Source organism: Streptomyces sp. LMG1-1-1.1, assembly GCF_040815545.1.
Lineage (GTDB): Bacteria > Actinomycetota > Actinomycetes > Streptomycetales > Streptomycetaceae > Streptomyces.
On the sequence record NZ_JBFPNH010000043.1, the window covers coordinates 349,295 to 375,526 of the forward strand.

Here is a 26,232-nt window from a genome sequence, read left to right on the forward strand (position 1 = left end):
CGGGGCTCAGGTGGCGGGCGGGGTGTCCCCGACGAGCCACATCGAGAAGAACTGGGCGCCGCCGCCGTAGGCGTGGCCGAGTGCCCGGCGGGCGCCGTCGACCTGGTGCTCGCCCGCCTCGCCACGTACCTGGAGGGCGGCCTCGGCGAAGCGGATCATGCCGGAGGCGCCGATGGGGTTGGTGGAGAGCACGCCGCCCGAGGGGTTCACGGGGAGGTCGCCGTCGAGTTCGGTGACGCCCGCCTCGGTGAGCTTCCACCCCTCGCCCTCGGCGGCGAAGCCCAGGTTCTCCAGCCACATCGGCTCGTACCAGGAGAACGGCACGTACATCTCGACGGCGTCGATCTCGCGCCGGGGGTCGGTGACGCCTGCCTGGCGGTACACGTCGGCGGCGCAGTCCCGGCCGGCCCTCGGGGAGACGAAGTCCTTGCCGGCGAACAGGGTGGGCTCGCTGCGCATGGCGCCGCCGTGCACCCAGGCGGGCGGGCGCGGTGAACGGGCCGCGCCCGTACGGTCGGTGAGGATCATCGCGCAGGCGCCGTCGGAGGACGGGCAGGTCTCGGAGTAGCGGATGGGGTCCCAGAGCATCGGGGAGGCCTGCACCCGCTCCAGGGTGAGGTCGTGCTCGTGGAGGTGCGCGTACGGGTTCCTGAGGGCGTTGCGCCGGTCCTTGTACGCGACGAGGGAGCCGATCGTGTCGGGGGCGCCGGTGCGGCGCATGTAGGCCCGGACGTGCGGGGCGAAGAAGCCGCCGGCGCCGGCGAGCAGCGGCTGCTGGAAGGGGACGGGCAGCGAGAGGCCCCACATGGCGTTGGACTCGGACTGCTTCTCGAACGCGAGGGTGAGGACGGTCCGGTGGACGCGCGCGGAGACCAGGTTGGCGGCGACGAGGGCGGTGGAGCCGCCGACCGAACCCGCCGTGTGCACCCGGAGCATGGGTTTGCCGACCGCGCCGAGCGCGTCGGCGAGGTACAGCTCCGGCATCATCACCCCCTCGAAGAAGTCGGGGGCCTTGCCGATGACGACGGCGTCGACGTCCGCCCAGGTGAGTTCGGCGTCGGCCAGGGCGCGGAGGGCGGCCTCGCGGACGAGTCCGGCGAGGGAGACGTCACGGCGGGCGGCGACGTGCTTGGTCTGGCCGATGCCGACGACGGCGACGGGCTCTTTAGGCACGGGGGTCCCCTTCCAGGACGGCGACCAGGTTCTGCTGGAGGCAGGGGCCTGAGGTGGCGTGGGCGAGGGCCCGGTCGGACTCGCCCCGGTGGATGCGGGCGGCGGCCTCGCCGAGCCGGAGGAGCCCCGCGGCCATCACGGGGTTGGCGGCGAGGGCGCCGCCCGAGGGGTTGACGCGGACGCCGTCGCCGAGGCCGAGCGCCCGGGTGAGGACGACCTCCTGGGCGCTGAAGGGCGCGTGGAGTTCGGCGGTGTCGACGGGCCGGTCGAACGCCCCGGCGCGTTGTGCGGCGAGGCGGGTGGAGGGCGAGTCGGTGAGGTCGCGCACGCCGAGGGAGTGCGCTTCGATGCGGTGGTCCATGCCCCGGATCCAGGCGGGGCGGGAGCAGAGGTCGCGGGCGCGGTCCCCGGCGGCGAGGATCACGGCGGCGGCGCCGTCGCCGATCGGCGGGCAGTCGCCGGTGCGCAGGGGCCGGACGACGTACTCGCCCTGGGGGCGGGCGCCGGGCAGCTGGGCGTGCGGGTTGGCCCGCGCGTCCTCGCGGCTGCGGGCGGCGATGGCGGCGAGGGCGGGTTCGTCGGTGGCGCCGGCGTCGACGAGCGCCTGTGCCTGGAGGGCGGCGAGGGCGACGGAGTCGGGCCAGAGCGGGGCCAGGTAGTACGGGTCGAGCTGGCGGGTGAGGACGTCGCGGACGGACCCGGGCGAGGACTTGCCGTAGGCGTAGACGAGCGCGGTGTCGGCCTCGCCGGTCAGCAGTTTCACCCAGGCCTCGTACAGCGCCCAGGCGCCGTCGGTCTCCACGTGGGACTCGGAGATCGGCGGCCACGCGCCGACGCCGTCGAGGGCCATCGTGAAGGAGAAGGCGCGTCCGGCGAGGTAGTCGGAGGAGCCGGAGCAGGTGAAGCCGATGTCGGCGGCCTTCAGTCCGGTCTGCCGGAGCACCTCGTGCAGGACGGGCATGACCATCTCGACCTCGGAGAGGTCGTCCGTGCGGCGCAGGTGGTCGCTCTGCGCGAAGGCGACGATGGCCACCTCTCGGTCCGGGGTCACAGCAGCTCCTTGTACGTGTCGTAGTCGGCGTCGGGCTCTCCGCAGGGCCGGTAGTGGTCGGGGTAGCGGCTGTCCTCGCTCCACACGGGTTCGACGCGCAGGCCCATCCGGACCTGGTCGTAGGGGATGCCGGCGATGCGGCCGTGGAGGGCGAGCCCGGCGCCGTCGAGGGCGATGTGGGCGTAGACGTACGGGACGTCGATGTCGAGGTTCTTCGCCTTGATGTTGACGATGCAGAAGGTGGTGACCGTGCCGCGCGGGCCGACCTCGACCCGGTCGGTGGTGGCGACTCCGCAGGTGGGGCAGGCCCCGCGGGGCGGCACGTACACCTTCGCGCACGACGGGCAGCGTTCGCCGACGGTGCGGCGCTCGGCGAGCGCGTGGAGGTAGCGGGTCTGGGCGCGGCCCGGGCTGTACGTGTAGTCGAGGCGGGCGGGGGCGACGATGCCCGTGACGGGGTCGTCGAACGTCCCGTCGTGGGCGCGGGCCTCGCCCCCGCCGGCGCTCTCGTGCGGTTCGAAGCAGGCGATGTCGGTGATCGCGCCGGAGCGTTCCTCGGCCCATCGGACCCGGACGCGCAGCCCGGTGCGGACGGCCTCGGGGCCCGGTGCGTCCAGGGCGTGGAGGAGGGCGGTGTCCGCGCCGTCGAGGCGGACCAGGACCCAGGCGAAGGGGGTCGCGAGCGGCTGCCCGGGGCGGGGCTCCGGGTTCCAGGCCCAGGTGGTGACGGTGCCGGTGGTCCCGACCTCGACGAGCTCGCGGAGTTCGGCGGCGCTCTCGGGGTCGTACTCGACGGGCGGGACCAGGATCCGGCCGCCTTCCGCGCGGACTCCCAGAAGGGTCCGTTCGCGCAGCCCGGTGAGGAAGGCGGACTGGACGGGGCCGAGGGAGCGCGTGAACGGGAACTCGACGACGAGGGGCGCGCGGAGGAGGTCCGGCGGTGGCGTGACGGTCATGGGCGGGCTCCTTGCTGGCGGACGGTGTGGGGTACGGCGGGATCGCGGTGGCTCGCTTCCTGCGGTACGGCGGGACGGGGGTGGCTCGCTTCCTGCGGTACGGCGGGATCGCGGCGACCCGCGCCCTGCGGGTACGGCGGGACGGCGGCGGCTCCCTCCCCGCGGTACGGCGGGACCTCGGCAGCTCACTCCCTGCGGTACACCGCGGGGCGCTTCTCCGCGAAGGCCTTCGCCCCCTCCTTCGCGTCCGCCGTGTCGAAGATCGGCCAGCCCCGCTTCAGTTCGGCGGCGAGCCCGTCCGTCTCGGTCATCTCGGCCGTCTCGTACACGGACGCCTTGACGGCCTCGACGGCGAGCGGACCGCAGGCGTTGATCCGTTCGGCGATGTCGAGGGCGGCGTCGAGGGCGGTGCCGTCGGGCACGACGCGGCCGACGAGTCCGATGCGGGCGGCCTCGTCGGCGGTGTACGGGCGACCTGTGAGGAGCATTTCGAGGGCGTGGGTGCGGGGGATCTGTCGGGGCAGGCGGACGGTGGAGCCGCCGATGGGGAAGAGGCCGCGCCGGACCTCGAAGAGGCCGAAGGTGGCGGAGGCGGCGGCGACCCTGATGTCGGTGCCCTGGAGGATCTCGGTGCCGCCGGCGACGCAGTGCCCCTCGACGGCCGCGATGACGGGCTTGCGGGGCCGGTGGTGGCGGAGCATCGCCTTCCAGTGCAGGTCGGGGTCGGCCTTGAGCCGGTCCCGGTACTGCTCGCCCTCCATGCCCTTGCCGGCGAGGGCCTTGAGGTCCATGCCGGCGCAGAAGGCTCCGCCGGCGCCGGTGAGGACGACCGAGCGGACGGTGTCGTCGGCGTCGGCCTCCAGCCAGCCGTCGTAGAGGCCGACGAGCATCGGCAGAGAGAGGGCGTTCTTGGCGTCGGGCCGGTTCAAGGTGAGGACGAGCGTGGCGCCTTCGCGCCGGACGCTGAGGTGTTCGGTGCCGCCCATGGGGGTCTCCCGTCTCCAGTTCTGGAACAGGTTGCAGGAGCCGGGGGTCCAGTTCAATAGTTTTCTGACACTCAGTCAGATTCTTCTGCACGCCCCCTTCCCCCGGTGACCGGTCGGCGCTCTAATGACCGCCACGTCCATGCGAGCGAGCGCGAACCGGGGTCAGGAGGAACGGTGGAGTACAACCTTGCCGACCTGTTCGAATCGGTGGTCGACGTGGTCCCGGACCGCGAGGCGCTGGTGTACGTCGACCATCCGGGGACCGGTGAGGAGCGCCGGCTGACCTACGCCGGCCTCGACGCGGCCGCCAACCGGATCGCGCACCACCTCGTCGACGCGGGCATCCGGCCCGGCGAACACCTCGGCCTCCACCTGTACAACGGCGTCGAGTACCTCCAGACCGTGCTCGCCTGCCTCAAGGCCAGGATCGTGCCGGTCAACGTCAACTACCGGTACGTGGAGGAGGAGCTCGTCTACCTCTACCGGGACGCCGATCTCGCCGCGCTCGTCTTCGACGCCGAGTTCACCGAGCGGGTCGCGGCGGCGCTGCCGCAGACGGAGAAGCTGCGGCACCTCGTGCGGGTGGGGACCCCGCCCGAGGGAGCACCGGCCCTCGACTGCGCGGCGTACACCGAGGCGGAGGCCGGGGGCTCGCCGGAGCGCGGCTTCGGCCCCCGCTCGGCGGACGACCTGTTCATCATCTACACGGGCGGCACCACCGGCATGCCCAAGGGCGTCCTGTGGCGCCAGGAGGACCTGTTCTTCGCGGGCCTCTTCGGCGGCGACCCCTCGGGCGAGCCCGTGAAGCGCCCGGAGGAACTCGCCGAGCGGGTCGCGGCCGGGGGCGCCGGCATCACCTTCTTCCCCGCGCCGCCGCTGATGCACGGCACGTCCACCCTCACCGCGTTCATCGCCTTCGACTACGGCCAGCGGGTCGTCCTGCACCGCAAGTACGTGCCCGAGGAGGTCCTCCGCACGCTGGAGAAGGAGAAGGTCTCCAGCATCTCCCTGGTGGGCGACGCGATGCTGCGGCCGCTCGTGGACGCGCTGCGCGGGCCGCTCAAGGACACGGACCTGTCGGCCCTCTTCAGCCTGTCCTCCTCGGGGGCGATCATGTCCGACACCGTGCGGGCCCAGCTCCAGGAGCTCATGCCGCACGTGCTGCTCCTCAACAACTTCGGCTCGACCGAGTCCGGTTCCAACGGCCGCGCCACCGACGACTCCGGACCGGCCAAGGGCTTCCGGCTCCACGTCAACGAACGCACCCAGGTGGTCGACCCGGTGACCCGCGTCCCCGTCGCCCCGGGCGAGACCGGCCGCCTCGCGCAGCGGGGCCACGTCCCGCTCGGCTACTACAACGACCCCGCCAAGACCGCGGAGACCTTCTTCGAGCGCGACGGGGTGCGCTGGGTCCTCCTCGGCGACATGGCGACCGTCGACGAGGCGGGGGTCGTCACCGTCCTCGGACGCGGCTCCCAGTGCATCAACACCGGGGGCGAGAAGGTCTACCCGGAGGAGGTCGAGCAGGCCCTCAAGTCCCACCCCGACGTCTACGACGCCCTCGTCGCCGGCGTCCCCGACGCCCGCTGGGGCAACCACGTCGCCGCCGTCGTCCAACTCCGCCCGGACGCCCCGCCGCTGGACCTCGACGCGCTCCAGACCCACTGCCGCTCCCGCCTCGCCGGCTACAAGGTCCCCCGCCAGCTGGTCCTCGCCGACCGCATCGAGCGCTCCCCCAGCGGCAAGGCGGACTACCGCTGGGCCCGCGCGGTGGCGGTGGCCGCGGACGCCTCCCCGGACACTCCTTGAGCGCAGCCGACCCTCGGCGGCGGCTGTGTGGATCGCATGGCACGTCTCCCTGATCAGCGGGATCAAGGTCAGTCGAAGGTCAGGTGGTCGTGCGTCAGCGGCGCCGGCCTTCGCCGCCGACGAGCCCTGCGACTGGTGATCCAGTCGTCCGACCCGTCGACGTCAGCGCGGTGGAGAACCTCGGCGGCCGGCTGACGGCTCGTCCCGCAGCAGTGGCACCGGGCCCCGCAGCGCGAATCCGCCGGGGAGGTCCAGCCGACCGCCCCGGCGCTCGGCGACCACCGCCCCCTGCGCCCCCAGGCTCGCGTCGACCGCGCACTCCCCTGACCGCACGCCGGTCAGACAGGCGTCGCGGACCACACAGACCAGCCCGGAGATCCAGAAGACCACGTTCAGCTGCACGTCCAGGGTACCGATCTTCGCGCCGTCCACGTAGACGTCGACGTAGGGCCGGTGCGCGGAGGTGACCCGGTGGGTCGCGAGCGCGACGACCTCCTCGCTGCCCGGCAGGTCCCGGGTGCGGCGCGCGGCGGACTGGAGTGCGGAGTGGCCGCGCCAGCCGGCGGCGGCCAGGTCGAGCACGTCGAGGCCGAGGAAGTCGTCCACGACCCTGGCCAACTCGTGCTCGACGGCCCGGTCGGCGGCGGGCGTCCGGCCCCGTACGGGTGCGAGCAGCGGCCCGGCCGTGCCATGGGCGCGCAGCGGGCCGTCGAGGCCTTCCCCGTCGCCGAGCAGGAACGAGCGGACGGTCGTCGGGGTCGTGGTCCTGGGCGCGGTCGTGGTCATCGGTCCTCCTCGTCGAGGGTCTGCCGGCCGGGGTCCGGGTGCGGGTCGAGCCGGGTGGAGCGGGTGGGCGGCTCACCGGGCGGCCGCAACTCGACCAGCGCCGTGTCGCCGATGGCGGGCCGCAAGGTGGCCCGCACGTGGTTGCGCACCCAGCGGGGGCCCCGGTGCAGCCGCCCGAAGTAGACGGCCGCGGCGGCGGCGAGGGCGAGCGCCCCGCCGAGGGAGGCGGGGCCGACGACCCACCCGAGGGGGGTGGAGCCTCCCGTGGTGCCGGGCGGGACGTTCGGATTCGGGTCCGTCGGGTTGGGGTCGGTCTGGTTCGGGTCGGTCTGGTTCGGGTCCGTCTGGTTCGGGTCCGTCTGGTTCGGGTCGGTCGGAATCGGATCCGTCGAGCCCGGCTCGTCTGTGACCTCGTACGAAGCCTCGGCGTACTGCTCCGGGTAGTCCTGGCAGACCGCCCGCACCGTGTGTGCGCCCGGCTCCGCGTCACTCGGTACGGGGATCTCCGTGGCGAAGCCGGCCTGCTCCGTGACGGGGGCGGTGGCCAGCGGCGGCTCGTCGCCGTCCCACAGAAGGTCGACGTTCGAGCACCGGAAGCCCATCCCCTCCACCTGCACGTTGTTCCCCTTCGCGCCCTCCTCCTCAGCGAGGGTGAGGAGCGGTTCCCCCGGGCTCTCGACGACGAGGTCGGCGTCCGCGTAGAGGGACGGATCATCGGTGCACTCGGCCCGGAAGGTGTACGTGTCCGGGTCCGTGTCGGCCGGGATGGGCTCCGTGTACGAGAAGTCGCCGTTCTCCTCCACGGGGATGCCGGACGCGATCTCGGGCCCGTCGACCACGTGGAGGTACACGGTGCCGGCAGTGCACCCGTCGAAGCCCGTGCCCCGCACGTCGATCGGGTCCCCGACGGAGCCGTGGTCCGGGGCCAGCGTGAGGGAGGCCGTGGCAGCCGGCGGTTCCGACGTCGTCGGCGGCGGTTCCGAGGTCGTCGGCGGCGGTTCGGTCGTCAGCGGCGGTTCGGTCGGCGGTGGTTCCGTCGTGCCCGGTGGCGGCTCCGACGTCGTCGGCGGGGGCGGCGGTTCCGCCGACGCCGGGATAGCGACCGGCCCCAGGCTGATCGCTACGCTCAGAAGCACAGCCATCAGCAATCGACGCACGAACCGCGCGGAAATGACCATGGGAAAAGGGAATTGGGGACACCCCCATTTTCCCACCAGGTTCACCAGCGCGCGCGTCGTTCTCCGCCTTGTCCGCCCGCACGCGATCGGCCTAGCCGTCCAACTCGGACATCCGCCGCCTGCTGTCGCCGTCGGTGGCCTGCTGGCCGGTGGAGATCAGCAGGATCCCGTCGGGGAGCGCGCCGTTCAGGTGGTCCGCGAAGGCGGTCGTGCAGGTGGCGAGGTCGCGCAGGACCGGGTCGAGGGCCCCCGCGATGGCCGCGCCGAGTTCACCGCTCGCCGCGGCGGTGGTGTGCTGGCGAGCGGCCTCGGCCAGCAGGCCGGCGGTCTCGCCGAGGACCTGGGTCGCGACCTCCCTGAGCCGCCCGGCCGCGCGTTCGTGTTCGGCGTGGTCGACGCTGATGCCCTCGGCGCCGGTCCGGCCCGGCCCGGTGGCGAGGTCGTTGCCCCAGGCGCGGCCCGTCTCCGTGTCGGACGCCCCGTCGCGGGCCTGACCGCCGACGCCGCCCGCGAGGCCTCCCGCGAGGCCGGCGGCGACGCCCGCGAGGCCGGCCACGGACGGTTCGCGCTGGAGCCGTTCCAGCGCGGACGTGACGAGCCGGTGGCACTTCTCGACGGTCACCCGCGACTGGGCCCGGGCCTGGGCGAGGGCGGCCGCCACCGCGCCCTCGGCCGCGCCGAAGGTCACCACCCCGGCGACGAGTGCGGCCACGGTCTCCTCGGCGCACACGGCCGCGATCTGGATGACCTGCGCCTTGGTCACGGCGATGACGTCACCGATCTCGTACGCCACGGCGCCCGCCGCCCGCGCCGCCTCCGCGGCGGAGGCGACGTCCTGGTTCATGACCTTGTCCCAGTGCTGCCCCAGGGCGTCCATCGCCTCGCCCCTGCCCGACGAGAGCAACCGCTGGACGTGCTGGTTCGCGTCCCCCGCGTCGTCCCAGATCGAGTCGGCGAAGCGGCGCAGCGCCTCCGCGACCGCGTAGTAGGGCGCCTGGTCTGCCTCAGGTCGGGCGAGGTACCCGTCGACCAGGGCCTCGTACAGGTCCGAAACGGCGTTGGTCATGGCGCGAACTCCCCCTCGTGAAAAGCGTGTTGGCCCCCGATGCCCCCACGCACGCCGTTCACCGTCTCACGCACCCCGTGCGACCGCCACCAGAACGCCGTGACGGGAACGTGCCGACCGGTGGACGGGCACACGCGCCTCCGCGCCCCGGTTCAGGCGGCCTGCGGACCGGTCGCGTACGCGAGTGGTGGGGCCATCGCGCGGACGTCTGCGCCCTCGCCGACCCACAGCCCGATGTAGAGGGCGGCGGTGGCCTCCAGCAGACCCGCCCGGTCGAGACCGCCGCCGGTCAGCGGTGTGCAGCCGGTGTCCCGTACGAGTTCCGCCACGCGTGTGAGGGCCGTCGCGTCGTCGCCGCAGACCGGGACCGCGAGGGGCAGGCCGTCGAAGACGGGAGGGGTCATCCGCCACACGTCCTCGTGGCAGAGGTTGAAGGCCTTCACGACGTGCGCGCCGGGAGCCGCTTCGGCGAGCCGGCGGGCCGCGGAGGCGCCACCTTCCGTGAGGAGCCGGAAGCCCGGCCCCACGGGGTTGGCGCAGTCGATCAGGGCCTTTCCGGTCAGGGGCGCGCGGAGTTCCGCGACGACCTCCGCGCCGGCTCCGTACGGCAGCGCGGCCAGGACCGCGTCGCCGAAGCCGGCGGCCTCGCGCAGGCTGCCGTGCCCGGCGCCGCCGCCGACGCGCTGCGCGAGGTCCCGCGCCCGCCGCTCGTCGCGGCCTCCGAGGAGCACCTCGTGTCCGGCACGCACCCAGTGCGTGGCGAGGGCGTCCGCCATGTTCCCCGTGCCCAGTACGCCGATCCTCATCGTTCCGTCCCCTCGGTCGGGCCGGGTACGCCCCGGGCCTCGGGAACGACACTAGGGAGCGGGTCGGGCACCATCTGGTACGTGACTTCCGACGGATACCTCGCCGACTGCCGTGCCCGGCTCGCGTTCGACCTGCTGGCGAACACCTGGAACTCCGTGGTGCTCTGGTCGCTCCGCGGCGGCCCGAGCCGCCACGGCGAACTGCGCGGACGGATCGGGGGCATCAGCTCCAAGGTGCTCACCGAGACGCTGCGGCGCCTCGAGTTCAACGGCCTGGTGGAGCGGCGCGCCGACGCCGGCCCGCCGCAGCGGGTCTCCTACGAACTCACCGATCTGGGACGGTCCTTGCTCGGGCCCATCGACGCGTTCGGCGCGTGGGCCTTCGAGCACGGCGACGAGGTGATGGCCGCGCAGGAGCGGCACGGTGGGTGAGCCCGGCCCCTGCGGGGGGGGGAAGGCAGGGGGCCGGGCGCGGTGAGCTCAGCGGAGGCCGAACTCCCGTACCGCCGCGAGGAACGCGGCCGGCCGGTCGGCGTGGACGAGGTGTCCGGCGTCGACGGTGACGAGGCGGGCGCCGGGGATGCCCTCGGCCAGCGCGGACAGGTGCGTCTGGGAGATGTGGCTGGTCGGGCCGCCGGCGAGGACGAGGGTGGGGGCCGTGATCGCGGCCGCCCGCTCGCGCCAGGCGGGGTCGGGCGCGTTCAGCTGGGCGTCGGTGGCCGGGACGATCTCCCAGTCGAAGTCCAGGGGGCCGTCGGGGCGTTCGGCGGGCGGGCGGGGAGGGTCGAGCGGCACGAAGCCGGGCGGTTCCTCCAGGACCAGCCGGCCGATCAGGCCGGGTTCCCGCTGGGCGAGGAGCCAGGCGGCCCCGGCGCCCATCGAGTGGGCGACGACGGTGGCCCCGGTGAGGCCCAGGGCACGGAGGAAGCCGCCCAGTTCGTCGCGGAAGTCGTCGAAGCCGTACCGGCCCGGGCGGTCGCTGAGGCCGTGTCCGCGCAGGTCGAGGGCGTAGACCCGGTGGTCGGCGGCCAGATCGGCGGCGATCTCCGTCCAGGTGGTGGAGTTCTCGCCGCGGCCGTGGACCAGGACGACCGGCGGGGCGCCCTCGGGACCGAGCACCCGGTGGGCGAGGCGCACGCCGTCGACGGTGACCGTGCGCACCTCCGGGTCGAGGAAGGCGGCGACCGGTCGGACGAAGGCGTCGGCGTCGTCGACCCAGGGGAAGTGGCCGGCGCCCGGCTGGACGACGAGTTCGGCGTACGGGAAGAAGGCCGCCGCCTCCGCGGCCTTGGCCGGGGTCGGGCCCCCGTCGTACTCCCCCGCCAGGACGAGGACGGGGGCGGTGAGCGCGGCGAGGTCACGGCGGGTGCGCTCCGGGTCGTAGGCCCCTTCTCCGTGGTAGGCGGACGCGGCGTCCCAGTGCGCCTGCCGGGCCTCGGCGGCGGCGTGCTCGCGCGCGGCCGCGTCCCAGCGGCCGTAGCCGAAGGGGGCGGCGACCTCGTGGACGCGGGACAGCGGGGTGTCCGGCCCGAGCGCGTCGAGCGCGGCCCTGGCCTCCGGGTACCACGGCCGGTCGGCGAAGACCGTGACGGCCTCGTCCCACTCCTCGTCGGTGGTGCCGACGCCGAGTGCCCGGCCGGCCGACGTGACGAGGACGAGCGAACGGATGCGCTCGGGGTGGGCGGCCGCGTACAGCGTGGCCAGGTTCCCGCCCGCCGAGTGGCCGAGGAGGTCGATGCGCTCCAGGCCGAGGTGCGCGCGCAGGGCCTCGACGTCGCCGACCTGCCGGTCGCAGCGGTAGGTGCCGGGGTCGGCGGGTTCGGCGCTGGCCCCGGTGCCGCGGGCGTCGAGCAGGACCAGGGTGCGGTGGGCGGCGAGCCCGCCGAGGTCGCCGAGGTACGCGGCGTCGCGCATCGGCCCGCCCGCGAGGCACACGAGCGGTTCCCCCGTGCCGTGGGTGCGGTAGGCGAGTGCGGTGCCGTCGTACGTCGTGAAATGGGGCATGCCATGATCCTCTCCGGCTCCGGACGATCTTCGCAATCGGTTTCGCGGAGCGCGCGAGCGGGAGGGCGGGACGGTGCGCGATACGGTGGGCGGGACCATCCCCGAACTGCGAAGGAACCGTTTCCCCGTGCCCGACATCCGGGAATCCGCGCTACGCGGCGACTGCGCGAACTGCTTCGGCCTCTGCTGTGTGGCGCTGCCCTTCGCCAAGTCGGCCGACTTCGCCGTGGACAAGTCGTCCGGCGAGCCCTGCCGGAACCTCCGGGACGACTTCCGCTGCGGCATCCACACCCGGCTGCGGACGAGCGGCTTCCAGGGCTGCACGGTGTACGACTGCTTCGGCGCCGGCCAGCACGTCTCCCAGGTGACCTTCGGCGGCGTGTCCTGGCGGGAGGCGCCGGAGACCGCCCGGCAGATGTACGAGGTGTTCCCCCTGGTGCGCCAGCTCCACGAGCTGCTGCGCTACGTCACCGAAGCCCTGGCCCTGCCGACCGCCCGCCCCGTCCACGCCGAGCTGCGCACGGCGCTCACCCGCGTCGAGACGCTCACCCAGGGCACCCCCGCCGACCTGGAGAAGCTCGACGTGGGTCCCGTACGGGCCGACGTGAACCCCCTGCTGCTGCGCACGAGCGAGCTGGTCCGCGCCTCGGCCGGCGGCAAGCCGAAGAGCCGGCGGGGGGCCGACCTGATCGGCAAGCGTCTCCGCGGGGCCAAGCTCCGGGGAGCCGACCTGCGCGGAGCCCTGCTCATCGCCGCCGACCTCACGGGGGCCGATCTGTCCCTCACCGACCTCATCGGCGCCGACCTGCGGGACGCGGACCTCTCCGGCGCCGACCTGACGGGCGCGCTGTTCCTCACCCAGCCCCAGCTGAACTCCGCGCGCGGGAACGCCGCCACCCGTCTCCCCGACGGCTTCGAACGCCCCGCGCACTGGACGGCCTGACGGCCCGGGGCATCTCGGCGGCGTTCGGTCGCCGCCACTGGCCCGGGGCCGGTGGCATCTCGGCGGCGTCGGTCGCCGCCACTGGCCCGGGCCGGACGAACGACCGCGGCTGGGGATCGCCGGTCGGGCCGGGGCCTGCCGGTGGGAGGGGCGTCGGATTCAGCGCAGCCGGCGGGCGCGGAGCACCAGGTCGGCGGTGTGGTGGGCGCCGGCGCCGCCGTCGGGTGCCACGCGCGGCCGCTGTTCGTCCACCTCCACCACCCAGTCGTCGTCGAGCAGGGCGGTGACCATCGAGGGCCAGACGTAGTCGGCCGGGTCGAAGCCGCTGTCGTGGGCCTGCTGGGTTTCCATCCCCGCGTGGTGGACGAGCAGCAGCACGCCGCCGACCGCGACGGTAGCGAGCAGCGCACGCTCGGCCGCCGCGTCGGGAGTGCGCAGCAGCGCCGGGTACTGGGCGGAGACCAGGTCGAAGGAGGCCGGCGGGAGCGCCGCCTCCGTCAGGGCAGCGTGGACCCAGCGGATCTCGACGCCCGCGTCCCTCGCGTGCCCGGCGGCCCGCTCCAGCGCCACGCCGGAGACCTCGAGCGCGGTCACGTCCCAGCCGCCGCGCGCGAGCCAGACGGCGTCCGCGCCCTCGCCGCAGCCGACGTCGAGCACCCGTCCCGGGGTGAGTCCCGCGGTCTCGGCCACGAGCGCGCCGTTGGGCCGGCCGCTCCACAGTTGCGGCCGGTCGGCGTACCTGCTGTCCCACTCCGCCCGCACCGCGGGGTCTCCGATGTACCGGTCGGCGGGCGGGGTCGTGTCGTGTGCGGGCGATCCCGCTGCGATGTCGTCGGTCACGGGCCCAGACTCGCTCGCCGCGTCCCGGACGTGCCAGCGCTGTTGCCGGTCCGGCAAATCGGCGACGTACTCCACCGCTTCCCACGCCGCGTGCCTTCTGCGGGAGCTCTGCTCGTCGCCCCGGGAGCGCCCAGGGAGCCGCCCTACACGCTCCTCCGTCCGGGGAACCGTGCGAGGGGGAAACTTCAGCCACCCCCTTGCCAAGGCGGGGGTGTCGGCGGTTTAACTGGCCCGGAACGTATCTACCGAATGATCGGTAGTCCGTTTTACGGCAACGGAGGAGCGGCGCATGACGGAACTGCTGGACAGCGGCGAGCGGCTCGGGCGGGACGAGCTGGCGGCACTCCAGCTGGAGCGGCTGCGCGCGACGCTGCGGCACGCGTACGCGAACGTGGACTTCTACCGCCGCTCCTTCGACGCCGCCGGGGTGACCCCGGACGACTGCCGTACGCTCGCGGACCTCGCCCGCTTCCCGTTCACCGCCAAGGCGGACCTGCGCGACCACTACCCGTTCGGCATGTTCGCCGTCGACCAGTCCCGGATCCGGCGCGTGCACGCCTCCAGCGGCACCACCGGCCGGCCGACCGTCGTCGGCTACACCGACCGGGACCTCGACACCTGGGCGGACGTGGTGGCCCGTTCGCTGCGCGCCGCCGGCGCCCGCCCCGGCCACAAGGTCCATGTGGCGTACGGATACGGCCTGTTCACCGGCGGGCTCGGCGCCCACTACGGCGCGGAGCGGCTCGGGTGCACGGTCATTCCCGCCTCGGGCGGCATGACGGCCCGGCAGGTGCAGCTGATCCAGGACTTCCGGCCCGAGGTCATCATGGTGACCCCGTCCTACATGCTCACGCTGCTCGACGAGTTCGAGCGCCAGGGCGTGGACCCGCGGTCGACCTCCCTCAAGGTGGGCGTCTTCGGCGCCGAGCCGTGGACGGAGGCGATGCGGAAGGAGATCGAGGACCGGTTCGCCATCGACGCGGTCGACATATACGGCCTGTCGGAGGTGATCGGCCCCGGTGTGGCGCAGGAGTGCGTGGAGACCAAGGACGGGCTGCACATCTGGGAGGACCACTTCTACCCGGAGATCGTGGACCCGTTCACGGGTGAGGTGCTGCCGGACGGGGAGGAGGGCGAGCTCGTCTTCACCTCGCTCACCAAGGAGGCCATGCCGGTGATCCGCTACCGGACCCGCGACCTCACCCGACTGCTTCCCGGCACCGCCCGGGTCTTCCGGCGGATGGAGAAGGTCACCGGTCGCAGCGACGACATGATCATCCTCCGCGGGGTGAACCTCTTCCCCACCCAGATCGAGGAGATCGTCCTCCGTACCCCGGCCGTCGCCCCCCACTTCCAGCTGCGCCTCACCAAGGACGGCCGCATGGACGCCCTCACCGTCCGCGCCGAGGCCCGCGCCGGCGCCACTCCCGACCAGCGGGCGGAGGCGGCCCGCTCCATCACCGCTGCCGTCAAGGACGGCATCGGGGTGTCGGTCGGCGTCGAAGTGGTCGACCCCGAGACGCTGGAGCGCTCGGTGGGCAAGATCAAGCGGATCGTGGACCTGAGGGAGCACGGAGAGCACTGAGTGCACCGAGTGGTGGGCGAGCCGATCGGCCGAAGTGGATCACTGGCAGGCCGTAGCCTTCCCCGCCCGCCGTGGCAGTGAAGCCCAGGCGTCACGGCGGTCTGCGGGCGCCCGAGCTCGGACCGACCAGATCACTCCGTCACGGGCAGGCACTCGGCGAGCAGGTCGACGACATCGCGCCAGGCTCGCTGCGCGTGCCGTGGGTGGTAGCCGACGCCGGGGACCACGGGCTGGTCGACCGGCGGGTGGTGGAACGCGTGCATGGCGCCGCCGTAGACCACGAGGCGCCAGTCGACGCCCGCGGCCTGCATCTCCGCCGTGAACGCGTCCCGCTGCGCGGGCGGCATGATCGGGTCTTCCGACCCGACCCCGGCCCACACCGGGCAGCGAATGCGCGCCGCCTCGCCCGGTCGGCCCGTGGTCAGTGCGTTGACCGTCCCGATCACGCGCAGGTCGACGCCGTCGCGCCCGAGTTCCAGCCCGATGGCGCCCCCCGTGCCGTAGCCGACGGCGGCGATCCGGTCGGGGTCGGTCCGCGGTTCGGCGCGCACCACGTCCAGCGCCGCGTGGCCGATGCCCCGCATCCGGTCGGGGTCGGCGAGCAGCGGCATGCATCGGGCGAGCATCTCGTCGGGGTCATTCAAATAGCGCCCGCCGTGAAGGTCGAAGGCCAGCGCCACGTATCCCAGCTCGGCGAGCGCATCGGCCCGGCGGCACTCGACGTCGCTAAGCCCCGGCCCCTCTGGTCCGAGCAGCACCGCGGGCCGGCGGCCGACACCGGCCGGGAGCGCGAGGTGCCCGATCATCGTCAGCCCGTCGGCCGGGTACCGGACCGTGCGCGTCGTCATCGTCGTCATGAGACGGGACCGTAGTGATCGTCGAGTCCGGTCGGGCCGGGTTCGCCGCCGGCAGAACAGCGCGGGCCCCTCTGAGAGGCGGCGGTGGCTCACAAGAAAGCACGCAAGGTGCCGTGCCGATCCGACGGGGCTGATCGGCACGGCACCTTCGCGGTCACGCGTTCCGGCAGGGGGCAGGAAGCCCCGGGAGGTCAGACGAGCCGGATGCTGGCGATCCGGGAGCGGTAGAAGTGGCCCTCGTAGCCGTAGTAGTCCAGCCCCCGGCGGTAGGTGGGGTTCCCCGCGGCGTCGAAGAACGACGACGCCGCGACCACGACGCCGTGCCTGCGGAGGTACTCGACCGCGTGCGGGTTCCCGCCCGGGGTCGCCGACCACAGCAGGGCGTCGTCGTCACCGAAGTCGACCATGCCGACCTTGCCGCCCGCGGCGACCATGCACACCCAGCCGAAGCGGTCGGTCTCGCGGAAGCGCGCGTCGCCGAGCCGGTCCCAGACGGTCTGGTCGGGCGCCGCCCACTCCCAGCCCAGGTTCTCGGGCATCCACAGGCTGATCGCGCGGAACAGCATGATCTTGTTCTTGACCTGCTAGTTCGGCCGTCAAGTTGACACGCACACAGGCCTTGACGATCTTGTCTTTCCGCGGGCGGATCCGCTGCCTCCGGGCGGGGACGCCGGCCTCGGCAAGATCAAGCGGAGGGTGGGCCTCCGCGCGCGTAGCCTGGGGGGAGGAGGTGGTTGCGATGCTGTCGGACTCCCCTATCGCCGCGATCATTCCGGTCAACGACATGGACCGGGCCAAGCGCTTCTACTCGGAGACCCTCGGTCTTCCGCTCACCAGGGAATCGGCCGAGGACACCAGGTTCGAGTGCGGTGGCACGACGATCGGTCTCTACGAGACGCCCTACGGCGGCAAGGCCGAGCACACCCTGGCGAGCTGGAAGGTCGCCGACCTCGACAGCGAGATGAAGGAGCTGCGCTCCAAGGGCGTCACGTTCGAGGACTACGACCTGCCCGGCATCAAGACGGTCGACGGCGTGGTCGAGTCGGACACCATGCGGGGCGCCTGGTTCAAGGACAGTGAGGGCAACGTCCTCTGCGTCGTGGAGGAACGCGCGGGCTGACGGCTCCGCGCACCGGGGTCATCGGGCGCCGAAGCGGTCCCTGAGGTCCCGCTTGAGGATCTTGCCGCTGGCGTTGCGGGGAAGCGCGTCCACGAAGTGGACCCGCTTCGGTGCCTTGAAGGAGGCGAGCTTCTCCCGGGCGTGGGCGAGGAGTGCGGCCTCGGTGACCTCGCCCCGGCGGACGACGACGGCCGTGACCGCCTCGATCCAGCGGTCGTCGGGGAGGCCGATGACGGCCACCTCGGCGACGCCGGGGTGGGTGTAGAGGGCGTCCTCGACCTGGCGGGAGGCGATCAGGACGCCCCCGGAGTTGATGACGTCCTTCACCCGGTCGACGATGGTGAGGAACCCCTCGGCGTCGCGGACGGCGAGGTCGCCGGAGCGGAACCAACCGCCCCGGAAGGCCGCTTCGGTCTCCTCGGGCTTGCCCCAGTAGCCGTCGCACAGCTGCGGCGATCGGTAGACGATCTCGCCGGGGGTGCCGTCGGGCACGTCCTTGCCGTCCTCGTCGACGACCCGGGCCTCGACGTGGCGGACGGGACGGCCGCAGGAGTCCATCCGGCCCTCGTGCTCGTCGGGCCCGAGGACGGTGGCGAGCGGGCCGATCTCGGACTGGCCGAAGCAGTTGTAGAACGCGAGGCCGGGGAGCCGCGCGCGCAGCCTCTCCAGGACGGGGACGGGCATGATCGAGGCCCCGTAGTACGCCTTGCGCAGCGCCGACAGGTCGCGGTCGTCGAACTCGGGGTGGTTGGCGAGGCCGATCCAGACGGTCGGCGGGGCGAAGACGCTGTCCGCGCGGCCCGCCTCGATCAGGTCGAAGAGGACGGCCGGGTCCGGTCCGTCGACGATCGTGTTCTCGGCGCCCACCGCGAGGTAGGGCAGCAGGAAGACGTGCATCTGCGCCGAGTGGTAGAGCGGCAGCGCGTGCACCGGCCGGTCGTCCTCGCGCAGGTCGAGGGCCTCGATGGCGCTCGCGTACTCGTGGGCGAGGGCGAGGTGGGTCATCATCGCGCCCTTGGGCAGGGCGGTGGTGCCCGAGGTGTAGAGCAGCTGGGCGAGGTCGCGGGCATCGCGGTCGGTGAGGTACGGCTCCGGTTCGGCGAGCGCGTCGAGCAGTGAACCGGGCGCGTCCCGCAGCGCCTTGACCGCGAAGCGGTCGGGGATCCGGTCGGCGAGGGCGGGGTCCGCGAGGACGAGTGAGCAGTCCGACTGCTCCAGGACGTACGCGAGGTCACCGCCCGTCAGGTGGTGGTTGACCGGTACGTGGACCAGGCCGGCCCGGGCGCAGGCGAGGAACGCGATGAGGTAGGCGTCCGAGTTGTGGCCGTACGTCGCCACCCGGGCGTACTCCGGGAGGGCGAGGCCGTGCCGCCGCTCCCGCAGGACGGCGGCGGCGGTGGTGACGGCCTCGTCCAGCTCCGCGTACGTCCAGGTCCGGTCGGCGTACCGCACGGCGATCCGGTCGGGGACACGCCGGGCGCTCGCGCGAAGGACACCGTCGACGGTACGGCTGGGGAGTCGATCCATGCGGTGATCCTCCGCGTGGCACGGGCGGAAGGTCAAGTACCGCGCGGCGCGCCGTGGATGCCCGGGACCTCGGATACCGAACGGGATGTTGACAAGGCGGCACGGGACTGCGTGCATGGTCCAACCCGCAGTGCTCATCGATCCGTTGGGAGGCACGTTGCACCTCCGCATCCGCCTGAGGCACCTGGCGCTCACCGGCGCCGCCCTCGCCGTCGTCACCGCCTCACTGCCCGGCGCGGCGGCCGCCGACTCCGGCGACCGGGGCCGGCACCCGTCCGACCGGGGCCTGTCGGCCGTCATCCGGTACACCGAGTACGGCATCCCGCACATCGTGGCGAAGGACTACGCGAACCTCGGCTTCGGGACGGGGTGGGCGCAGGCGGCCGACCAGGTCTGCGTGCTCGCGGACGGCTTCCTGACCGTCACCGGCGAACGCTCCCGGCACTTCGGCCCGGACGCCGCGCCGGACGGCTCGCTGTCCTCCGCCGCCACCAACCTCTCCAGCGACCTGTACTTCCGCGGTGTGAAGGACGCGGGGACGGTCGAGGAGCTGCTCAGGACGCCGGCACCCGCCGGGCCGAGCCGCGACCTCAAGGAGCTGATGCGCGGCTGGGCGGCCGGCTACAACGCCTGGCTGCGGAAGAACCGGATCACCGACCCGGCCTGCGCGGGCGCCGACTGGGTCCGCCCGGTGACCGCGCTCGACGTGGCCCGGCGCGGCTTCGCCGTGTCGGTGCTCGGCGGCCAGGGCAAGGCCGTCGACGGCATCACCGCGGCCCGGCCGCCCGCCGCGCCCCCGGCGGCACCCGTCTCCGGCGCCGTACCCGATCCGGACGACGCCGCCACGGCGGCAAGGGAGCTGTTCGCCGCCGAGAACGCCACCATGGGTTCCAACGCCGTCGCGTTCTCCGGCGCCACCACGGCGAACGGGCGCGGGCTGCTCCTCGGCAACCCGCACTACCCGTGGCAGGGCGGCCGGCGCTTCTGGCAGTCGCAGCAGACCATTCCCGGCGAGCTGAACGTGTCGGGCGCCTCGCTCCTCGGCACCACCGTCGTGAACATCGGCTTCAACGACAAGGTGGCCTGGAGCCACACCGTCGCCACCGGGGTGCCGCTCAACCTGCACCAACTGACGCTCTCCCCCGGCGACCCGACCTCCTACCTGGTCGACGGCCGGCCGGAGCGGATGACCCCGCGCCAGGTGACCGTGCCGGTGAAGGACGGCGCCCCCGTCACCCGTACCCAGTGGTGGACGCGATACGGCCCGGTCGTCGGCGGCCTCGGCGCGCAGCTCCCGCTGCCCTGGACCACGACCACGGCGTACGCCCTCAACGACCCCAACGCGGCGAACCTGCGCGGCTCCGACACCGCGCTCGGCTTCGGCAAGGCGCGCTCGACCCAGGACGTCGCCGACACCCTGCGCCGCACCCAGGGGCTGCCCTGGGTCAACACGGTCGCGGCCGACGCGGCCGGGCACTCGTACTTCAGCCAGGCTCAGGTGCTCCCCCGGATCACCGACGAGCTGGCGCAGCGCTGCTCCACGCCGCTCGGCCGGGCGACGTATCCGGCGTCGGGCGTCGCGGTGCTCGACGGCGCGCGTTCCGACTGCGCGCTCGGCTCCGACCCGGACGCGGTCCAGCCGGGGGTCTTCGGTCCGGCGCGGATGCCGGTGCTGCGGGACACCCCGTACGTGGAGAACTCCAACGACAGCGCCTGGCTCACCAACGCCGACCGGCCGCTGACCGGTTACGAGCGGATCTTCGGCACGATCGCGACCCCGCGCTCCCCGCGTACCCGGGGCGGTGTCGAGGACGTGACGGCGATGGCGGCGCGCGGCGGCCTGACGGTGGCCGACCTCCAGCGCCAGCAGTTCGCCAACCGGGCACCGGTCGGCGACCTGGCGGCGGCCGACGTGGCCGCGGCCTGCCCGGCGGCGCTGCCGGGCGACCCGGACGCCTGCCGGGTGATCGGCGCCTGGGACCGGACGGTGAACACGGACAGCCGGGGCGCGCTGCTCTTCGACCGCTTCTGGCGGAAGTTCACCGGCGCGGTGAAGCCGGCCGACCAGTGGCTGGTGCCGTTCTCGGCGACCGACCCGGTCCGTACCCCGCGCACCGTGAACACCGGTACCCCGGGCTTCGCGAAGGCGCTCGGGGACGCGGTCGCGGAGCTGCGGGCGGCGGGCATCCCGCTCGACGCGCCGCTCGGCGACCACCAGTTCGTGGTGCGGAACGGGCAGCGGATCCCGGTGAGCGGCGGGACGGAGGCACTGGGCGTCTGGAACAAGACCGAGTCCGCGTGGAGCGCGGCGGGCGGCGGTTACGTCGACGTCGTGCACGGCACCAGCCACGTGCAGGCGGTGGGCTGGGACGGCGGGCGGTGCCCGGTGGCCCGCACGCTGCTCTCGTACTCCCAGTCGTCGAACCCCGCGTCGCCGCACTCCGCCGACCAGACCCGGCTGTACGCGGACGAGCGCTGGGTCACCTCCCGGTTCTGCGAGAAGGACATCCTGCGCTCGCCGGCGCTGCGGGTGGTGGTGGTCAGGGACTGACGGGGGGCCGTCAGGGACTGAACGAGAGGAACACGAAGGCGGCGAAGATCGCGAGATGCACGCCGCCCTGGAGGAGGGTGGCCCGTCCGGGCACCACGGTCAGCGCGCTCACCACACCGGTGAGGGTGAGCAGGACCAGGTGCAGCGCCCCCAGGCCGAGCACCAGGGGCCCGGACAGCCAGACCGAGGCGAGCGCGATCGACGGGATCGTCAGGCCGATGCTGGCGATGGCGGAGCCGTAGGCGAGGTTGAGGCTGGTCTGCACGCGGTCGCGGCGGGCCGCCCGGACGGCGGCGAGGGTCTCGGGGAGCAGCACCATGAGGGCGATGACCACACCGACGACCGCCTTGGGCAGGCCGGCCGACTGGACGCCGTCCTCAATGGTGGGCGAGATCAGCTTGGCGTTGCCGACGACGGCGACGAGGGCGACCACCAGGAGGCCGAGGCTCGTCCACGCCTCCCGCTTGCCCGGCGGGTCGGCGTGGTCGTCCACGGAATCGTCGCCCGGGCGCGGCACCGGGAGGAAGTAGTCGCGGTGCCGGACGGTCTGGACGCCGACGAACACCCCGTACAGGCAGAGGGAGGCGACGGCGGCGAAGGTCAGCTGCGCCGAGGAGAACTCGGGGCCGGGGTGGCTGGTGGTGAAGGTCGGCAGGACCAGCGTCATCACGGCGAGCGTGCAGACGGTCGCGAGCGCGCCGCCCGACCCCTCGGCGTTGAAGACCGCGACGCGGTTGCGCAGGGCCGCGACGAGGAGCGACAGGCCGACGATGCCGTTGCAGGTGATCATGACGGCGGCGAAGACGGTGTCACGCGCGTACGTCGCGGTCTTCTCGCCGCCGCCCACCATGAGCGCGACGATCAGTCCGACCTCGATGACGGTGACGGCCACGGCCAGGACGAGCGACCCGTAGGGTTCGCCGACGCGGTGGGCGATCACCTCCGCGTGGTGCACGGCCGCCAGGACCGCGACGAGCAGGCAGAGCGCGATGAGCCCCACGGCGAAGCCCGGCAGGTCGCGGCCCCACGCCGCGACCAGGACAAGCCCCGCCACCACCGGCCCCCAGGTGGTCCATTGCCGTGTCAACGCGGTCGAACTCGAACTCATGATCCGCATCCTGCCACATCGGACCTTTCGCCCCTTTCGTTCGCCCTTCGTGGCCGGAGGTCCGCCCACGCGTCCACGGGGACGCGTCAGCGATCCGTCACACGACCCGCGGCCAGGTCCATGAGCCGGCCGAGGACGCGCCCTCCCGACGCCGACAGCCCGTCGTGCTCCCACTCGTTCGTCACCCAGACTCGGGCCGCGCCGACCTCCCGGGCCGTACACAGCGAGAGGCCCGCGTCCACGTACATGTCGTCGTGGTAGACCACCGCGGCGAGCGGGACCTCGTTGGCGGCGAGGCGCCGCGGGTCGTACAGCGCCGGCCAGTCGGTACGGGCGGCGAGCAGCTCGGCGGCGTCCGCGAACGGACGAAGGCCCCTGATCTCGCGGAACATCCAGGGGTACATCATCTCGCCGGTGAGCAGGAGCGGGTCGGCGTCCTCGGCGAACTCGGGGAAGCCGGCCATGGCCCGGGAGGCCGCCCAGCCGGTCGGTCCGGCCCCCTGCCCGTACAGGGTCTCCTGCAGGACGGCGAACAGCGGGTTGTCGGCGAACCCCGTCAGGGCCGTCACCTGGTGGAGGAAGGTGTCCGTCAACTCGCCGTCGGCGTCCAGGGACTCGTCGAGCAGCCAGTGGATCCGCTCGAACCCGTCGCCCATCCCGAGGGCGAGCCCGAGCGTCCTGAGCCGGCGCGGGGTCAGCCGGTCCCCGTCGGGCAGGCGGACGTCACCGGCCGCGAGGAGGTCCGCGATCCTCCGCAGCCGGCGCGCGTCCTCCGGGTAGCGGGCGTGGAATGCGAGGACCCGGTCGCGGACGCGGGGGTAGGTGCGGGCGTACACGTCGTCGGCCGTGGCGGTCAGGCCGGGCAGTCCGCCGGTGACGTAGCAGGCGCGCAGGCCCTCGGGGGCCGTGGAGAGATAGCTGAGGGTGATGAAGCCGCCGTAGCTCTGTCCGAGGGTCTCCCAGGGGGTGTCGCCGCAGAGTTCGCGGCGGATGAGCTCCGCGTCGGCGACGATCGCGTCGGCCCGGAAGTGGGCCAGGTACCCCGCCAGCGCCTCCGGCGAGGCGAACCGGGCGGCGGACCGCGCGGTGACCGGGGTGGAGCGGCCGGTGCCGCGCTGGTCGAGCAGCAGCACCCGGTGGGTCTTCAGCGCGTGCGCCAGCCAGCCGGGCGAACCGGCCGACGGACGGGGCGACTTGCCACCGGGTCCGCCCTGGAGGTAGAGCAGCCAGGGGAGTTCGTCGCCCGCGCGGGCCGGGTCGGCGACCTCGCGGGCGAAGACCTCGATGGTGGGCCCGCCCGGGACGCCGTGGTCGAGGGGAACGGTGAAGGTGTGGTCGACGGTCGCGTACGCGGGGTTCACGAGGGTTCCTTTCAGGTGAGGTGTGACATGGCATGGCGCGGCGACGGGCACGCCCCTCACCCTCACCCTCACCCCACCCGCGCGTCACGCGGGCCGGAGCCCCTGGGACCCGAACGGGCCGTCGGGGGCCGGGGGCCTCAGGACCCCGACGGGCCCGCGGCCTTCGCCCACAGGGAGCGGACGTGGCCCAGGTGGCGGGTCATGCAGGCCTCCGCGCCTTCGGCGTCGCCGGCGAGCATGAGGTCGAGGAGTTCGAGGTGCTCCTCGGCGGACGGGAGGAGGTCGCCGCTCTCGTCGAGGGCGGTGAGGCCGTACAGGCGGGAGCGCTTGCGGAGGTCGCCGACGGTCTCGACGAGGCGTTCGTTGCCCGCGAGGCCCAGCAGGGTGAGGTGGAAGAGGCGGTCCGCCTCCAGGTAGCCGATGAGGTCGTGCGCGCGGGCCGCGCGCACGATGTCCTCGGCGACGGGCCGGAGGGCTTCCAGGTCTTCGCGGGCGGCGACCCTGGTGACCCTGCCGACCGTGGGGATCTCGATGAGCGCCCGGATCTCGTTGTACTGGTCGAGGTCGCGCTCGTCGACCTCGGTGACGCGGAACCCCTTGTTGCGGACGGGCTCGACCAGGCCCTCCCGGGCGAGGTCGAGCATGGCCTCGCGGACCGGGGTGGCGGAGATGCCGAAGTCCTCGGCGAGCGTCGGGGCCGAGTACACCACCCCGGGTCGCAGCTCGCCGGAGATAAGGGCGGCGCGCAGGGCGTGGGCGACCTGATCGCGCAGCCGCTCCCGGGAGGCGTTGAGGTCGCGCTGGGTCAGGTGCCCCATGACGGTGGTGATCCCTTCGTTCCGGTTGTCATCACCACCGTACGATGTCACGCCGCGGGGCCCGCGGGTGCCAGGGTGTACGTCCGTCCCGACGTGTAGAACTCCAGGGCCGCCGCGCCCTGCTCGCGCGGCCCGTGGCTGGACGCCTTGGAGCCGCCGAACGGCAGGTGGAAGTCGACTCCGGTGGACGGGGCGTTGATCCGGATCATGCCCGTGTCGAGCAGGTCGAGACCGTGCAGGGCCGTGTTCAGGTCGGCCGTGTGGACCGAGGTGACCAGGCCGTACGGGACGGAGTTGGTGATCCGGACCGCGTGGGCGAGGTCGTCGGCGGCCAGCAGCGAGGCCACGGGGCCGAAGACCTCCTCGCGGAGCAGCCGGTGTCCGGGCGAGACCTTCTCCACCAGCGTCGGGGTCGCGTACCAGCCGGCCCGGTCGGGTACGGTGCCGCCCGCGAGGACCGACAGCCCCCGTGCGGCCTCGACGACCTGGTCGCGGGCGTGCTCGTGGACGAGGGGCCCGCACACGGTGGCCGGGTCGGCGGGGTCGCCGACGGGGACGGCCCGCAGGGCTTCGGAGAGCGCCTCGCGCAGCGGGTCGAGGGCGTCGCCGACTGCGATGACACGGCTGGTGGCGGTGCACTTCTGGCCGGCGTACCCGGCGATGGAGGCGGCGATGTGGGCCGCCGCCTGCGCGATGTCCGCGTCCGGCAGGACGAGCGCCGCGTTCAGTCCGCCCATCTCGGCCTGCGCCGGGATGCCACGGGCGGTGGCGGCCCTGACCACCGCCCGGCCGACGGGGGTGGAGCCGGTGAAGGAGACGACGTCGGCGGCGGAGACGAGCGCGTTGCCCTCGGTCGCGCCACCGGGGAGGACCGTGAAGACGCCCCCGGGGAGGACCCCTCCGACGATCTCGGCCAGGCGCAGGGCGCAGGCGGTGGCCTCGGGCGCCGGTTTCAGGACGACCGTGTTCCCGGTCGCGAGCGCCGGGGCGGCCTTCCAGGTCGGGATGGCGAAGGGGAAGTTCCAGGGGGTGACGAGTCCGGCGACCCCGTGCGGGCGGCGGCGGGTGAACAGCAGCCCGGCTCCCGCCGCGGTCTCGTGGACGGCGCCGGTGGGCTCGAAGGGGGCCTGGGCGTAGTAGCGCCAGATGGCGACCGTGCGGGCGACCTCGGCCCGGGCCTCGGCGAGCGGCTTGCCGACCTCGCGGACGGCGAGGGCGGCCAGTTCGTCGGCCGCCGCCTCGATGCCGGCGGCGACGGCGCCGAGGGCGGTCGAGCGGGCGGCGGCTCCCGCGCGCAGCCAGCCGGGCTGGGCGGCGCGGGCGCGTTCGACGGTGTCGACGGCGGCGAAGGCGCCGGGTGCGGGGATCCGCACGAGCACGTCGGTGGGGTCGGCGGGGTTCCGGGACGTGAGGAGGGGAAGGGCGTCGGTCACAGGAGGAAGCCTCCGGGGAAGGGGTCGTGCGGGTCGAGGAAGTACTGTGCGGTGCCGGTGATCCAGGCGCGTCCGGTGACGGTGGGGATGATGGCGGGCTGGTCGCCGACCTGGGTTTCGGCGGTGATGCGGCCGGTGAACTCGGTTCCGATGAAGGACTCGTTGACGAAGTCGGTGTCGAGGGGGAGTTCGCCGCGGGCGTGGAGTTGGGCCATGCGGGCGCTGGTGCCGGTGCCGCAGGGTGAGCGGTCGAACCAGCCGGGGTGGATGGCCA

24 protein-coding genes are annotated in these 26,232 nt (G+C 73.6%); 6 read left to right on the forward strand and 18 right to left on the reverse strand.

Annotated features, from left to right (window positions below):
• Nucleotides 1-6: 6 nt before the first annotated feature.
• From MRBLMG1_RS25660 to MRBLMG1_RS25675, 4 genes are all read right to left on the reverse strand, one after another.
• Entirely contained in the window at nucleotides 7-1,173 is a 1,167-nt protein-coding gene (locus MRBLMG1_RS25660) for a thiolase domain-containing protein (protein ID WP_367826462.1), read from the reverse strand.
• A complete protein-coding gene (locus MRBLMG1_RS25665) occupies nucleotides 1,166-2,224 on the reverse strand; it encodes a thiolase domain-containing protein (protein WP_367826463.1) in 1,059 nt (352 codons plus the stop codon). The genes MRBLMG1_RS25660 and MRBLMG1_RS25665 overlap by 8 nt, the downstream gene beginning before the upstream one ends.
• Entirely contained in the window at nucleotides 2,221-3,180 is a 960-nt protein-coding gene (locus MRBLMG1_RS25670; protein ID WP_367826464.1) for an OB-fold nucleic acid binding domain-containing protein, read from the reverse strand. Before MRBLMG1_RS25670 ends, MRBLMG1_RS25665 begins: the two co-directional genes overlap by 4 nt.
• Nucleotides 3,181-3,365: 185 nt before the next feature.
• On the reverse strand, nucleotides 3,366-4,166 hold the full coding sequence (locus MRBLMG1_RS25675; protein ID WP_367826465.1) for a crotonase/enoyl-CoA hydratase family protein: 801 nt from the start codon (nucleotides 4,164-4,166) through the stop codon (nucleotides 3,366-3,368).
• A gap of 174 nt (nucleotides 4,167-4,340) precedes the next feature.
• Between MRBLMG1_RS25675 and MRBLMG1_RS25680 the strand changes: the two genes are divergently transcribed.
• Complete coding sequence (locus MRBLMG1_RS25680) at nucleotides 4,341-5,975, forward strand: acyl-CoA synthetase (protein WP_367826466.1); 1,635 nt, start codon at nucleotides 4,341-4,343, stop codon at nucleotides 5,973-5,975.
• A 162-nt stretch (nucleotides 5,976-6,137) separates the two neighbouring features.
• Here MRBLMG1_RS25680 and MRBLMG1_RS25685 read toward each other — a convergent pair whose 3' ends face one another.
• From MRBLMG1_RS25685 to MRBLMG1_RS25700, 4 genes are all read right to left on the reverse strand, one after another.
• Nucleotides 6,138-6,761, reverse strand: coding sequence for a hypothetical protein (locus MRBLMG1_RS25685; RefSeq protein ID WP_367826467.1), 624 nt, complete (start codon nucleotides 6,759-6,761; stop codon nucleotides 6,138-6,140).
• The gene (locus MRBLMG1_RS25690) at nucleotides 6,758-7,897 is read right to left on the reverse strand and encodes a hypothetical protein (RefSeq protein ID WP_367826468.1); all 1,140 of its coding nucleotides are present in this window, start codon (nucleotides 7,895-7,897) and stop codon (nucleotides 6,758-6,760) included. The genes MRBLMG1_RS25685 and MRBLMG1_RS25690 overlap by 4 nt, the downstream gene beginning before the upstream one ends.
• A 133-nt stretch (nucleotides 7,898-8,030) precedes the next feature.
• On the reverse strand, nucleotides 8,031-9,005 hold the full coding sequence (locus tag MRBLMG1_RS25695; protein WP_367826469.1) for a hypothetical protein: 975 nt from the start codon (nucleotides 9,003-9,005) through the stop codon (nucleotides 8,031-8,033).
• Nucleotides 9,006-9,157: 152 nt separating this feature from the next.
• Complete coding sequence (locus MRBLMG1_RS25700) at nucleotides 9,158-9,811, reverse strand: NADPH-dependent F420 reductase (protein ID WP_367826470.1); 654 nt, start codon at nucleotides 9,809-9,811, stop codon at nucleotides 9,158-9,160.
• An 81-nt stretch (nucleotides 9,812-9,892) separates the two neighbouring features.
• Between MRBLMG1_RS25700 and MRBLMG1_RS25705 the strand changes: the two genes are divergently transcribed.
• Nucleotides 9,893-10,243, forward strand: coding sequence for a winged helix-turn-helix transcriptional regulator (locus MRBLMG1_RS25705; RefSeq protein WP_367826471.1), 351 nt, complete (start codon nucleotides 9,893-9,895; stop codon nucleotides 10,241-10,243).
• A 48-nt stretch (nucleotides 10,244-10,291) separates the two neighbouring features.
• Here the strand turns inward: MRBLMG1_RS25705 and MRBLMG1_RS25710 are convergent, their stop codons facing one another.
• Nucleotides 10,292-11,815, reverse strand: coding sequence for an alpha/beta fold hydrolase (locus MRBLMG1_RS25710; RefSeq protein WP_367826472.1), 1,524 nt, complete (start codon nucleotides 11,813-11,815; stop codon nucleotides 10,292-10,294).
• A gap of 127 nt (nucleotides 11,816-11,942) precedes the next feature.
• Here MRBLMG1_RS25710 and MRBLMG1_RS25715 point away from each other — a divergent pair, with 127 nt between their 5' ends.
• Nucleotides 11,943-12,758, forward strand: coding sequence for a pentapeptide repeat-containing protein (locus MRBLMG1_RS25715; protein WP_367826473.1), 816 nt, complete (start codon nucleotides 11,943-11,945; stop codon nucleotides 12,756-12,758).
• A gap of 159 nt (nucleotides 12,759-12,917) precedes the next feature.
• Here MRBLMG1_RS25715 and MRBLMG1_RS25720 read toward each other — a convergent pair whose 3' ends face one another.
• Nucleotides 12,918-13,598 carry a class I SAM-dependent methyltransferase gene (locus tag MRBLMG1_RS25720; protein WP_367826474.1) on the reverse strand — a complete coding sequence of 227 codons (681 nt, stop codon included), beginning with the start codon at nucleotides 13,596-13,598 and terminating at the stop codon, nucleotides 12,918-12,920.
• A gap of 289 nt (nucleotides 13,599-13,887) precedes the next feature.
• Between MRBLMG1_RS25720 and paaK the strand changes: the two genes are divergently transcribed.
• Entirely contained in the window at nucleotides 13,888-15,183 is a 1,296-nt protein-coding gene (gene paaK / locus MRBLMG1_RS25725; protein WP_367826475.1) for a phenylacetate--CoA ligase PaaK, read from the forward strand.
• Between the two features lie 131 nt (nucleotides 15,184-15,314).
• Here the strand turns inward: paaK and MRBLMG1_RS25730 are convergent, their stop codons facing one another.
• Together MRBLMG1_RS25730 and MRBLMG1_RS25735 are read right to left on the reverse strand one after the other, a co-directional pair.
• Nucleotides 15,315-16,040 carry a dienelactone hydrolase family protein gene (locus MRBLMG1_RS25730; protein WP_367826476.1) on the reverse strand — a complete coding sequence of 242 codons (726 nt, stop codon included), beginning with the start codon at nucleotides 16,038-16,040 and terminating at the stop codon, nucleotides 15,315-15,317.
• A 191-nt stretch (nucleotides 16,041-16,231) separates the two neighbouring features.
• Nucleotides 16,232-16,606 carry a hypothetical protein gene (locus MRBLMG1_RS25735; protein WP_367826477.1) on the reverse strand — a complete coding sequence of 125 codons (375 nt, stop codon included), beginning with the start codon at nucleotides 16,604-16,606 and terminating at the stop codon, nucleotides 16,232-16,234.
• A gap of 173 nt (nucleotides 16,607-16,779) precedes the next feature.
• Here MRBLMG1_RS25735 and MRBLMG1_RS25740 point away from each other — a divergent pair, with 173 nt between their 5' ends.
• Nucleotides 16,780-17,160 carry a VOC family protein gene (locus MRBLMG1_RS25740; protein WP_367826478.1) on the forward strand — a complete coding sequence of 127 codons (381 nt, stop codon included), beginning with the start codon at nucleotides 16,780-16,782 and terminating at the stop codon, nucleotides 17,158-17,160.
• A gap of 18 nt (nucleotides 17,161-17,178) precedes the next feature.
• Here the strand turns inward: MRBLMG1_RS25740 and MRBLMG1_RS25745 are convergent, their stop codons facing one another.
• A complete protein-coding gene (locus MRBLMG1_RS25745) occupies nucleotides 17,179-18,687 on the reverse strand; it encodes a fatty acyl-CoA synthetase (RefSeq protein WP_367826479.1) in 1,509 nt (502 codons plus the stop codon).
• Nucleotides 18,688-18,844: 157 nt separating this feature from the next.
• Between MRBLMG1_RS25745 and MRBLMG1_RS25750 the strand changes: the two genes are divergently transcribed.
• Entirely contained in the window at nucleotides 18,845-21,238 is a 2,394-nt protein-coding gene (locus tag MRBLMG1_RS25750) for a penicillin acylase family protein (RefSeq protein ID WP_367826480.1), read from the forward strand.
• Nucleotides 21,239-21,248: 10 nt separating this feature from the next.
• Here MRBLMG1_RS25750 and MRBLMG1_RS25755 read toward each other — a convergent pair whose 3' ends face one another.
• From MRBLMG1_RS25755 to MRBLMG1_RS25775, 5 genes are all read right to left on the reverse strand, one after another.
• Nucleotides 21,249-22,346, reverse strand: a complete 1,098-nt coding sequence (locus MRBLMG1_RS25755; RefSeq protein WP_367826481.1) for a calcium:proton antiporter — start codon at nucleotides 22,344-22,346, stop codon at nucleotides 21,249-21,251.
• Between the two features lie 86 nt (nucleotides 22,347-22,432).
• Nucleotides 22,433-23,707, reverse strand: coding sequence for an alpha/beta fold hydrolase (locus tag MRBLMG1_RS25760; protein ID WP_367826482.1), 1,275 nt, complete (start codon nucleotides 23,705-23,707; stop codon nucleotides 22,433-22,435).
• A gap of 137 nt (nucleotides 23,708-23,844) precedes the next feature.
• Nucleotides 23,845-24,525 (reverse strand): GntR family transcriptional regulator, encoded by a 681-nt coding sequence (locus MRBLMG1_RS25765; protein ID WP_367826483.1) that lies wholly within the window; start codon nucleotides 24,523-24,525, stop codon nucleotides 23,845-23,847.
• Between the two features lie 47 nt (nucleotides 24,526-24,572).
• Nucleotides 24,573-25,958 carry an aldehyde dehydrogenase family protein gene (locus MRBLMG1_RS25770; RefSeq protein ID WP_367826484.1) on the reverse strand — a complete coding sequence of 462 codons (1,386 nt, stop codon included), beginning with the start codon at nucleotides 25,956-25,958 and terminating at the stop codon, nucleotides 24,573-24,575.
• Nucleotides 25,955-26,232: proline racemase family protein (locus MRBLMG1_RS25775; RefSeq protein WP_367826485.1), on the reverse strand; the 278-nt coding region annotated here is incomplete at its 5' end. The genes MRBLMG1_RS25775 and MRBLMG1_RS25770, both read right to left, overlap by 4 nt.

What these genes read in the sequence shown, in the direction of transcription:
- MRBLMG1_RS25670 (WP_367826464.1), bottom strand. Translation starts at nt 3,180, where the DNA reads ATGACCGTCACGCCACCGCCGGACCTCCTCCGCGCGCCCCTCGTCGTC.
- MRBLMG1_RS25675 (WP_367826465.1), bottom strand. Translation starts at nt 4,166, where the DNA reads ATGGGCGGCACCGAACACCTCAGCGTCCGGCGCGAAGGCGCCACGCTC.
- MRBLMG1_RS25685 (WP_367826467.1), bottom strand. Translation starts at nt 6,761, where the DNA reads ATGACCACGACCGCGCCCAGGACCACGACCCCGACGACCGTCCGCTCG.
- MRBLMG1_RS25695 (WP_367826469.1), bottom strand. Translation starts at nt 9,005, where the DNA reads ATGACCAACGCCGTTTCGGACCTGTACGAGGCCCTGGTCGACGGGTAC.
- MRBLMG1_RS25700 (WP_367826470.1), bottom strand. Translation starts at nt 9,811, where the DNA reads ATGAGGATCGGCGTACTGGGCACGGGGAACATGGCGGACGCCCTCGCC.
- MRBLMG1_RS25710 (WP_367826472.1), bottom strand. Translation starts at nt 11,815, where the DNA reads ATGCCCCATTTCACGACGTACGACGGCACCGCACTCGCCTACCGCACC.
- paaK (WP_367826475.1), top strand. Translation starts at nt 13,888, where the DNA reads ATGACGGAACTGCTGGACAGCGGCGAGCGGCTCGGGCGGGACGAGCTG.
- MRBLMG1_RS25730 (WP_367826476.1), bottom strand. Translation starts at nt 16,040, where the DNA reads ATGACGACGATGACGACGCGCACGGTCCGGTACCCGGCCGACGGGCTG.
- MRBLMG1_RS25735 (WP_367826477.1), bottom strand. Translation starts at nt 16,606, where the DNA reads ATGCTGTTCCGCGCGATCAGCCTGTGGATGCCCGAGAACCTGGGCTGG.
- MRBLMG1_RS25740 (WP_367826478.1), top strand. Translation starts at nt 16,780, where the DNA reads ATGCTGTCGGACTCCCCTATCGCCGCGATCATTCCGGTCAACGACATG.
- MRBLMG1_RS25745 (WP_367826479.1), bottom strand. Translation starts at nt 18,687, where the DNA reads ATGGATCGACTCCCCAGCCGTACCGTCGACGGTGTCCTTCGCGCGAGC.
- MRBLMG1_RS25755 (WP_367826481.1), bottom strand. Translation starts at nt 22,346, where the DNA reads ATGAGTTCGAGTTCGACCGCGTTGACACGGCAATGGACCACCTGGGGG.
- MRBLMG1_RS25765 (WP_367826483.1), bottom strand. Translation starts at nt 24,525, where the DNA reads ATGGGGCACCTGACCCAGCGCGACCTCAACGCCTCCCGGGAGCGGCTG.